Origin of the sequence: [Limnothrix rosea] IAM M-220 (genome assembly GCF_001904615.1) — a bacterium.
GTDB lineage: Bacteria > Cyanobacteriota > Cyanobacteriia > Cyanobacteriales > MRBY01 > MRBY01.
Map to the genome: position 1 here is coordinate 72,868 of NZ_MRBY01000014.1, position 10,779 is coordinate 83,646.

Consider the following 10,779-nt stretch of genomic DNA (forward strand, 5'->3'; position numbering starts at 1 on the left):
TCCTGTCTATGGCTAGGCGGGATTTTCTTTTTCTATGGGAGAGGTTTCGATAATTTCGACATCTTCGTAAATGTCGGCGATCGCCACATCCATCTCTAGACTTTTAAAAGCAACATTCGTTGCACTTAGATCAAACATTTCAAACCGCCATGAATTGTCTTTATTGCGGCGATAAATTTCGAGTCGTTTATGTTTGGTGTTAACAAGGACATATTCTTCGAGACTGGCGATGGTTTGGTAATCGTTAAACTTATCTCCTCGGTCAAAGCTCTCAGTGCTAGGTGATAAGACTTCAATAATTAATTTTGGAAAATACTTAACAGTCGCGGTCTCCTTATCTTCAGGATTACAAGTGACAAATAAATCTGGATAGTAGTAACAATTTTTCCGCTCGACGCGCACTTTTACATCGGCAAAATATACACTGCAACCAGAACCCCGCAAATGATTCCGCAGCAATAAGTATAAATTGCCACTAACGACATTATGCTCGTCAGTTGTTCCCGCCATTGCATAGGCTTCACCATTGATATATTCGTGCTTGACAGAATTTTCTGCTTCCCATGCCAAATATTCTTCGGGACTAAGATATCGGGAATCTTTTAGGGCAACCATTGCAAAATTGGGTTTATCGTATTGCTTTGATTTTAGCGGATGCATCCACAGGGGTTTCGTTAATTACCGCTAATACAGCCCTCCCACTTGCCTATAATATTTAAGAACTTTTAAGCAGTAATGGCGATCGCCCCCATGAGCAAGTCCGATCAAATCCGCATCCGTGGCGCAAGGCAGCACAACCTCAAAAATGTGGATCTTGATTTACCGCGTAACCAATTAATTGTATTCACAGGGGTATCGGGGTCAGGCAAGTCGTCATTGGCGTTTGACACGATTTTTGCGGAGGGGCAGCGGCGATATGTCGAATCCCTCAGTGCCTACGCGCGACAATTTTTAGGGCAACTAGATAAACCAGATGTGGATGCCATTGAGGGGTTGAGTCCCGCCATTTCCATCGACCAAAAATCCACGTCCCATAACCCCCGCTCAACGGTGGGCACTGTTACCGAAATCGCTGATTATTTACGCTTACTTTTCGGGCGAGCAGGAGAACCCCACTGCCCCCACTGCGATCGCCCCATTGCGCCCCAGACCATCGATGAAATGTGCGATCGCATTTTAGGATTGCCCGATAAAACAAAATTTCAACTCCTTGCCCCCGTCATTCGCCACCAAAAAGGAACCCATAAAAAAACCCTATCTAGCATTGCCTCAGAGGGTTTTGCCCGTGTACGAGTTAATGGTGAAACCCGCGAACTGAGTGACAATATCAAACTCGATAAAAATCAATATCACAATATTGAAATTGTGGTTGATCGCCTCGTCAAAAAAGACGGCATTGAGGAACGTTTAGCAGATTCTTTAGCGACTTGTCTCAAACATTCCGAAGGCACAGCCCTTGTCGATTTAGTCGGCACCGATGAACAAATTGTTTTTTCTGAAAATTTTGCCTGTCCTGAACATGGAGCCGTCATTGAAGAATTATCACCCCGGCTCTTTTCCTTTAATTCTCCCTATGGTGCTTGTTCGGCTTGCCACGGTTTGGGGAGTCACCGACGCTTTTCTGCGGATCTCGTGATTCCCGATCCTAAGCAACCTCTCTATGCGGCGATCGCCCCCTGGTCTGAAAAAGAAAATACCTATTATTTATCACTACTCTATAACCTTGGCCAAAACTTTGGCTTTGAGATCCAAACCCCCTGGGAAAAACTTAGCGAAGAACACCGCGACATTTTATTAAACGGCACCGAAGAATCCATTTGGTTTGAAGAAGAATCTCGCTACGGCTCAGGCAAAGGTTATTACCGTCACTATTCCGGCATTCTAAAACTCCTAGAACGCAACTACAAAGAAACAAATTCCGAGGCAATCAAGTCCAAACTCGAAAAATATTTAGTCAATCAACCCTGCGAAGTTTGTCACGGTAAACGACTAAAACCAGAAGCCTTATCCGTTCGCCTAGGACAATACAACATTGATGAACTAACAAGTGTTTCGATCCGAGATTGCCTCAAACAAATTGACGACCTAGAACTGAGCGATCGCCAAAAAATAATCGGCGAGCTCGCCCTAAAAGAAATTCGTGCCCGTCTAAAATTTTTGTTAGATGTTGGCCTAGATTATTTAACCCTAAACCGAGCAGCCATGACCCTTTCCGGCGGCGAAGCCCAGCGCATTCGCCTAGCGACCCAAATTGGTGCAGGTTTAACAGGTGTCCTGTATGTACTAGACGAACCCAGCATTGGTTTACACCAACGGGATAACGAACGACTGCTCAAAACATTACAAAAATTGCGAGATCTCGGCAATACCCTCATTGTTGTCGAACACGACGAAGATACGATGCGAGCCGCTGACCACATTATCGATATTGGCCCAAAAGCCGGTGTTCATGGCGGTGACATTGTTTTTGCAGGCACATTTGACAAATTTCTCAAGAATAAACAATCCCTCACAGCAGCCTATTTATCCGGTAAACGAAAAATCGAAACACCGCCGGAGCGACGGGAAGGAAATGGCGGCAAACTGGTACTAACAAACTGTCGTAAAAATAATCTTCAGGGTGTTGATGTTGAAATTCCCCTCGGCAAATTAGTCTGTGTCACTGGAGTTTCTGGGTCTGGCAAATCCACCCTAATGAACGAATTACTCTATCCAGCTTTGCAACATAGTCTCAATAGAAATATCCCTTTCCCGAAGGAGCTAGACTCCGTTAAAGGGTTAAAATCCATAGATAAAGTGATTGTTATTGACCAGTCGCCCATTGGTCGCACGCCCCGCTCCAACCCGGCCACCTATACGGGAATTTTTGACCCCATTCGTACCCTGTTTGCCGAGGCCGTGGAAGCGAAAACGAGAGGCTACAAAAAAGGTCGTTTTTCTTTTAATGTTAAAGGCGGTCGTTGCGAAGCTTGTTCTGGTCAGGGTGTGAATGTCATTGAAATGAATTTTTTACCCGATGTCTATGTCCAGTGTGATGTGTGCAAGGGGGCAAGATATAATCGCGAAACCTTGCAGGTAAAGTTTAAAGGCTACTCCATCGCTGATGTCTTGAATATGACGGTGGAAGAAGCTTTGGGGGTATTCGAAAATATTACGGCGGCGGCAAATCGTCTCCAGACGTTAATGGATGTGGGGTTAAACTACGTCAAGCTGGGACAGCCTGCTCCGACTTTGTCTGGTGGTGAAGCGCAGCGGGTGAAACTAGCCTCTGAGTTATCGCGCCGTGCCACGGGCAAAACTCTTTATCTCATTGATGAGCCGACGACTGGTTTATCTTTTTATGATGTGCATCATTTACTAAATGTCTTGCAACGGCTGGTAGACAAGGGTAATTCGGTCTTGGTGATCGAACATAATCTGGATGTGATTCGCTGTAGTGATTGGCTGATTGATCTAGGGCCAGAAGGGGGCGATCGCGGCGGAGAAATTATTGGTGTTGGGACACCAGAAGAACTGATCAAAAATAAACAATCTCATACGGGTCACTTTCTTAAGCCTTTACTGGCAACTGCCCATTAGTTGTTAACCTGAGTTCGGTTTAAGAATGGTCTAGGATGACGACGCGGTGAAAGGGAGAGCGAGTGATGGGGAGATTTTTCATTCAAATAATTCTAATGCGGGTGTCCGTTGATATCCCGTGCCTCCCAATCCCAATGTCCCCGTGCCTCCCCCTCTCCGTGTCTCCCGATCCCAATGTCCCCGTGTCTCCTTTTCCCTGAAGCATTGAGGCGAAATCCTTAACCCAAACTGAGGTTAAAAAGCTTATCTGGAAAAGTTTTTACGTTAAGTTGAAGCCGATGACTATGTCAAAGTCAGATTAATCTTGCCGACCATGATTATTACTTAATTAAATTCTGTCGGAGTGTTATTTAGATGCATTTCTGAGAAATGACGATAGGGGAATCATCTTTATTCTTCATTGGCAGGCGATCACTCACTTTCATGGATGTTGAAACGATAGTGTCTGAGGTTTAGGACTGTGAGCATTCAGTGATTTTACGGAAGCTTGGTCTAGAATGGACGGGAGAATTGCTGGAGAATCTGCGGTGGATGAGCTAAGAACAGCCCTGAATTTAGCGACGGATGAGGAATTGCAGCATTTGACTCAGATTCTGTTTAGCCGCAAGTTTAATCCGCTGGATTATTTCCAAACGCCTCAACCGATTTTTGTTCAAACGCAACATCGCGATCGCCAAATTGAAAGTATCGAGCGACGGTTTCGCCATCTGGCGGCTGATGGTTTTACGGTGCTGCTTGGTCAGGCGGAAATGTTGAGTTATCGCGAAATTTTATTGCAGGTCTGCCACTTCCTGAAGCTGTCTAGTGAGCCGGGGATTAGCACCACCGACCTTGAGGCGGAAATTTTCCTCCATCTCACGGGCAAAGCTTGGCGCAAGTTACCTGCTGCCGAAAAGAAGTCACTACTCCACCGGGTTCAGCGTTCCCTCGAACGGGATTTTTTGCCGGAGCCTCTGCCTGTCCAGCTCCAACATAACCCCGTTCAGATTTTGTTGCGGGGTGGTAGTACGATCGCCGTGAGTACGATTTTAAAAACCGCCATTCTTAAAAATATTGCCCGGCAATTTGCCTTGTATTTTGCGTCCTCCCACATGACGAAGGTGGCCGCCGGTGGTGCAGGCAAGCTAGCGACAGTGCTGTCATCCCAAGCGGCCAAGAAAGGTTTGGCCACGACTGCCCTTAAGTATGGTGCGATGCGCAGTGTGTTTAGTGTGGTGGTGCCTGCGATGTGGGGCTGGTTCCTTGCTGATCTCGGTTGGCGGGCGATCGCCACAAACTACGGCCGCATTATTCCGATGATTGTGACTTTGGCGCAAATCCGCCTCACCCGCGAAGAAATCGTCTGGCAAGAAAACTAAAGAATTTCCATTAAACAACTTGGGTCAAAATCAGGCTAAACCAATCCCGGCGATCGCCCCACACTTTCACCGTTTTTAGACCTTGCATGGCGAGATTATCCTGCAATTGTTCTAGCTCAAATTTGCGGGAAATTTCGGTAAGAATACTTTCGCCCCCTTGAAACTCAATGGTGGTATCAAGGCTAGGGAAGGTCACGGTGTGGGTCGCTAAACAGTCTAAATGCATTTCGATCTGTCGTTTAGGCACATTGTAAATGGCACGGTGACGGAAGTTGCGCGTCTCAAAATTTGCCCCATAACGGTCGTTTAGATGCTCAAGCATATTCAGGTTAAATGCGGCTGTAATGCCTTGGCTATCGTTGTAAGCCGCCTCAAGAATGTCAGAAGATTTATGGCGATCAAGCCCTAATAAGAAATAATCTCCAGTTCGTAAAGATTGGCGGGTTTGTTTAAAAAAGCGATCGCTGTCTGCGGCGGAAAAGTTGCCGAGGGTACTACCCAGAAAAATGAGCATCCGTGGTAAATCTCCCGCGTCCGGTAAATGGGCGATCGCCTGCTCATAGGTGCCGATTAAGCCCGTAATCGAAAGAGTCTCATACTCCTGAAATAAGCGCTCTGCCGCAAACTCAACAATACTGGCACTCACATCCACCGGCACATAATCTAGCTGCTCAAATTGTTGGTAGGCATCCAACAAAAATCTGGTTTTCGTCGAACTGCCACTGCCCAACTCCACGAGCTCTGCATTGCCTGTAATAGCCGCAATTTCTGACGAAACGGTTTTAAGAATTTCCGCCTCCGTACGCGTTGGATAATACTCCGGCAGTTCACAAATTTGTTCAAACAGGGCAGACCCCTTAACATCGTAAAAATAACGGGGTGAAATGGTTTTCGGCGTTTCCCTCAGACCTTGAAGGAGCTGTTTGCCTGTCTCTTCTAAATCCTCTTTTTCCAGTAAATACACTAGTTTCAACTGCCCTGCTTGAGTCGTTGATGCAGTCATATGCTCTCGTCTCGACGTTTTCCGTAACTATTGTCCACTAAATGCCTAAACAGGACAATTCGGCGATCGCTCTCCATCACCTTCAATATCTCTTAACAAAGTGGGTTACAAAATTGGCAACCTCCCCAGTTCAAAAAAAGAATAAGCTACAGTGGGTGAGTCGGTTTGGTATGTACCCATGCGAAAGTTGTTGATTACGCTGTTGTTTATCGTGGGCTTGGGATTGGCACTGGTGAATATGCCCAGTCTCGCGACCCAAGGAAGCTACGACTCAGTGGTACTAGATTTCCGGGAAGACCTCGGCGAAGGGGAAATTTCTAGGCAACTCGAAAATTTTGCAAAACGCTTCAATGCCAGTATCCGATTAAACAGCGAGTTTTCCGCAGCAGACAATGTGTATGTAGCCGAAGGCAACGAAAAACTATTACAAGCCCTCCGCAAATCCGACCTCATAAAATCGACAGAATATATCGAACCCAACTACATTTACAGGACTTTCGCGACCCCAAACGACCCCGACTACGCAAAACAGTGGAATCTTCGCAGCATTAATGTCGAGCAGGCATGGACAGAAAATAGGGGTGAAGGCATTACCGTCGCCGTCATCGACACAGGTGTTAGTCGTGTTCCTGATTTAGAAAAAACAGAATTTGTTAAAGGCTATGATTTTGTCGGCGATCGCCCCGAAGCCAATGATGACGTAGGTCACGGAACCCACGTAGCCGGAACCATTGCCCAGTCTACCAATAATGGTTATGGCGTGGCGGGCATTGCCTACAACGCCAAAATTATGCCAATTAAAGTACTTGGCGCAAACGGTGGCGGCACAATCTCCGATATTGCAGAAGGCATCAAATTTGCCGCAGACAACGGCGCAGATGTCATTAATATGAGCCTTGGCGGCGGTGGTGCTAGTCGTCTCATGCAAGAGGCGATCGACTACGCCTACAGAAAAAACGTTGTCGTCATTGCCGCCGCTGGTAACGCAAACCAAAACTCAGCTTCCTATCCCGCCCGCTACCCGAAAGTAATCGGTGTTTCGGCGATCGACGCAGCAGGCATTAAAGCACCCTATTCCAACTACGGCGCAGGCATTGACATTACCGCTCCCGGTGGCGGTGAATCCGGCGGCATTCTCCAAGAAACCATCGACCCTAGTTCTGGCGCAGCCGTCTTCCAAGACTACAAAGGCACAAGTATGGCCTCTCCCCATGTTGCAGGGGTTGCCGCAATGATCAAAGCCGCCGGAGTAGAAGAACCAGCCGAAGTTTTACAAGTCCTCAAGCAATCCGCCCAAAAGATTAAAGACGATCCCTTTAACCATTACGGCGCAGGCTATCTCAATGCAGGCGAAGCCCTCAGCGAAGCAGTCAAAGGCAAAATCACCTTTAAAGATTTCTTCCGTTGGCTCCGTGACAATGGTTACCTCAGTCCTCGTTTCTGGATTGACGGCGGCACGATCGCCCTCTTACCAAAGATTGCCATGGTGCTCGGTTCCTACCTCCTCGCCTTTTTCCTCCGCAACTATTTCCCCTTCGGTTGGAGTTGGGCATTTAATGGCGGCTTGGTCATGGGAAGTTCTGGCCTATTTTTCCTCAAAGGCTTCTACATTTTCGACCTATCCCAAGCACCTTTCCGCGTGCTGGGCAGCTCCCTGCCAGAACTGGGGAACGCCCTCAATGGCAGTCCTGTATTAAACCCAATCTTTGCTAGTGTTTTGATTCCCTTCGGATTACTTGTCCTAATCGCCGGAACAGAATTTGGCAAAAAATTTGGTGTTGGTCTTAGTCTGGGAGTAGCCTCTTGTCTTACTGTTTACGCCTTTACTTCACCCTTAGTTTGGGGACTAGGTTCTGGCCTAGTTGCGCAGGGATTTCTAGTTGTGAATGCAATCCTTTGTTTTGCCCTAGCTAGATTAATGATTAAAGATCCACTAAAAACACAATCATAAATTACAGTTCAGAAACTGTGCGAATAACTTGTGTTCTCCGTAAAGAATCTCGGGTTAACCAGGTATCGGATTTATCGAAGATCAATTGATTTCAATCCAAACATCATCGTAAGAGCATTTCGGAAAACGCCCATCGGATAGCTATGAAACCAAGCACTAAAATGTGCAACACGCTATATCTCCTTCAACACAGCCGTTGATTGTTATTCACCCAAACACAAGACGCTATATTTGATGGAAGCCAAAGACTAATTAGCGAGCATCAACACTTGATAAAGCGAGACGAAATCCAAAACATGAGTTTTGACTATCGGGTGCATACCCAATACGGCTTGTTGCTCGACATACCTCAGGCATACTATTCCAAGAACCGCCTCTTAAAACTTTTGTCGAACTCCGTGCTTGACGAAAAGGATGATGTGTTCTTTTTGTGTGATAAGTTCGCACGTAGTCATCAGCACACCACTCCCAAATATTGCCCAACATATCAGAAAAACCCCATACATTAGATTCCTTTAGACCAACATTTTGAGTCTTTTGGTCAGAGTTGTTTTTACACCAGATATGTTCGTATTTATGATTGATTTTTTTCGTTGAATTTTGCTGAATTTTATTAGCCTTGCAAGCATATTCCCACTCTACTTCACTTGGCAGACGATAGTTCCGCAAAGTCATCTGTTTTAAAAGCTGAGTAAACCGCTGACATTCATACCAAGAAACTTGTTCAACTGGCTGATGTGATCCTCTAAACTTTGATGGCTTTTTGGTAAAAGACAAACTCAGTTTTTTAATCTCCTTATTTTTTCTTGAGCAACTAATAACGGTCTGCCATTGAATTTGGGTAATGGGAAATCTACTCAAATAAAATTCTGGAATATCAATTTTTTGTTGCGGATATTCATTAGAACATCCCATACCTTCTGGTGAGCCTAATAGGAAAGAACCAGAAGGCACTCGCAGCATTTCAAGTTCAATGCCATTACCTAAATCCTCGCATACATATAGACGGTTTGAGCTTTGAGGTATCTCTGCTTGAGTTTTAGGACTGGCTTTTTGAGTGGGTACTTTTTTTATTAGTTGCGTTTGACACGACCCGCAAATGGGACTATTTCCCGAAAAATGAGGGGTAATACGATTTTTCTGATGGCATTTAGGACATATTTGAATTGGGTAAATCTCACCTTTTAAGAGTAAGTCAATTTGCTCTTGAGCTAGATTTTCAGACGTGTGCATTAAATATTTAGAAAAATAATTTGGTGGAACAGAAATCAAAGTTTCTTGTAGCTCAAACAATACTTGATTTGTTGCTGAGACAGACTCTTGAAATGCTTTCAGTAAATCATAACTAGGGCTGTCATCAATCTGAAACATCAGGTCACATACGTATTGTTGTAACCTCAAACCTAGTCGTAAAAGATCTTTTTCTGCTTCACTCTCTAGCCTTTGTCTTGTTAATTCATCTATATGTTTTGTTGCCTCATCTTGTAGCTCGGTATATTTACGTTGAAGATCAGAATATTGATTATTTAATTCGTTATTAACATCACGATGATACTTAGTAGATTCACGGTCTTTCGCTCCAACAGCGTGAGTCGTAAATGCTGCGGCTGTTGCACTCACGGCGGCGATCGCCACACCGATTAAAGGTAAAACCACAATTGATAACTACGCCTCCTCACTAGAGCTAGATAAAGAACGTTGTTGATTTGGTAATAAAGCTTTTGCCCCAATCGGTTTGCCACCATGGGCTTCAGCCAGAGCCGCCGATTCTTGATAACGTTGTAGAGCTGCGGCAATACCGGAATGCACCGGACGCTCTGATAATTGTTGATGAAAAACACGAGACTCTTCGATACGTCGTAAACTTTTTTTGTGCTCGTATTCTAAATCCGCCTCCAGCTTTTTAAGATAATCCAAATCCTGCTGAGTTAAAGACTCATAATATTCTTTCGTCTTTTCTTTGTGAGACGCTAAAATTCCAAAAAATTGCTTGACCATCCCTGCACCACCTACTGCTAATAATGCTGGAGAAAGAGTGACTAAAGCGGCGGCGATCGGTGGACAAGCAGCCATAACAGTCGTGACCCCAAAAGCAGAAACAGCCCCAACACCAGCACCGATCGCCGTTTCCTTTAAAGACTCTTTGCAAGCATCCTCCGCCGATATTTCTCCTCGGACAACTCGTAATCCATTGTGCAACATCGCAAAAGGAGCCGTACTAATCGCGCCAATTACTGCCCCTTTCGATGCAGCCTGTACACCTGCTTTTAACGCCCCAGTTAAATTCTCAACACGAGCTTGAGCATGAATTTGCCCTTGTTCCTTCGGTGTCATTTTCTTTGCACCACGAGCACGATTTGCTCCACGATTTTCAAAAAGGAGATTATCTACGTTACCACTGCCACCCTTACTATGAGGATTGATATGACTAACATCTTTGTCTACTAGATATCTTTTCGTATTTTGGGCTCCATCTTTAGCCGTTGCTCCATACCTATGAGAGGGAGGAACCTTCTCTAACATTTGTTGTGCTTCAGCTGCATTTCTCCCTGATCCTCCACGAAGACCACCTCGCTTAAGATGGTTTACTTTATCTGGCGTAAATCTTGCAATATCCTCGAAGGTCGCATGATGTCCTCTAACTGAAGCTGCACCCATAACACCAGCATTTTTTTGAGATTCATTAGACATCACTGAGGCTCACGTGTTTAAAAAACAATATTTAGCTAGTGTAGCTTGGCGACCTCTAAAATAAGTGAAGCGATCTTAAAGATTTCTTTGTTATTGAGGAAATAGACTTAAACGACAAAAACCCCCACCATTGCTGATGAGAGTCTTTGCTTAGCAAATGTATTCTATTGTCTTTTCAGAGCAATCAAATTGTTTTG

The 10,779-nt window shown here is 45.2% G+C and carries 7 protein-coding genes; 3 read left to right on the forward strand and 4 right to left on the reverse strand.

Annotation, left to right across the window (positions count from 1 at the left end; all coding sequences use genetic code 11):
- Positions 1 to 12 precede the first annotated feature (12 nt).
- Positions 13 to 615 (reverse strand): Uma2 family endonuclease, encoded by a 603-nt coding sequence (locus tag NIES208_RS08025; RefSeq protein WP_075891547.1) that lies wholly within the window; start codon positions 613 to 615, stop codon positions 13 to 15.
- 135 nt (positions 616 to 750) lie between these two features.
- Here NIES208_RS08025 and uvrA point away from each other — a divergent pair, with 135 nt between their 5' ends.
- Both uvrA and NIES208_RS08035 read left to right on the forward strand, forming a co-directional pair.
- Positions 751 to 3,579, forward strand: coding sequence for an excinuclease ABC subunit UvrA (gene uvrA, locus NIES208_RS08030; protein WP_075891549.1), 2,829 nt, complete (start codon positions 751 to 753; stop codon positions 3,577 to 3,579).
- Between the two features lie 527 nt (positions 3,580 to 4,106).
- Complete coding sequence (locus NIES208_RS08035; protein ID WP_075891551.1) at positions 4,107 to 4,937, forward strand: YaaW family protein; 831 nt, start codon at positions 4,107 to 4,109, stop codon at positions 4,935 to 4,937.
- A 10-nt stretch (positions 4,938 to 4,947) separates the two neighbouring features.
- Here the strand turns inward: NIES208_RS08035 and egtD are convergent, their stop codons facing one another.
- Positions 4,948 to 5,940: an L-histidine N(alpha)-methyltransferase gene (gene egtD / locus NIES208_RS08040; RefSeq protein WP_075891531.1), complete on the reverse strand. Its 993-nt coding sequence runs from the start codon at positions 5,938 to 5,940 to the stop codon at positions 4,948 to 4,950.
- Between the two features lie 178 nt (positions 5,941 to 6,118).
- Between egtD and NIES208_RS08045 the strand changes: the two genes are divergently transcribed.
- Positions 6,119 to 7,891 carry a S8 family peptidase gene (locus tag NIES208_RS08045; RefSeq protein ID WP_075891553.1) on the forward strand — a complete coding sequence of 591 codons (1,773 nt, stop codon included), beginning with the start codon at positions 6,119 to 6,121 and terminating at the stop codon, positions 7,889 to 7,891.
- Between the two features lie 252 nt (positions 7,892 to 8,143).
- Here NIES208_RS08045 and NIES208_RS08050 read toward each other — a convergent pair whose 3' ends face one another.
- Together NIES208_RS08050 and NIES208_RS08055 are read right to left on the reverse strand one after the other, a co-directional pair.
- Positions 8,144 to 9,547: a formylglycine-generating enzyme family protein gene (locus NIES208_RS08050; protein WP_075891533.1), complete on the reverse strand. Its 1,404-nt coding sequence runs from the start codon at positions 9,545 to 9,547 to the stop codon at positions 8,144 to 8,146.
- A 9-nt stretch (positions 9,548 to 9,556) separates the two neighbouring features.
- Positions 9,557 to 10,582 carry a hypothetical protein gene (locus NIES208_RS08055; RefSeq protein WP_139325015.1) on the reverse strand — a complete coding sequence of 342 codons (1,026 nt, stop codon included), beginning with the start codon at positions 10,580 to 10,582 and terminating at the stop codon, positions 9,557 to 9,559.
- Between the last annotated feature and the right edge of the window lie 197 nt (positions 10,583 to 10,779).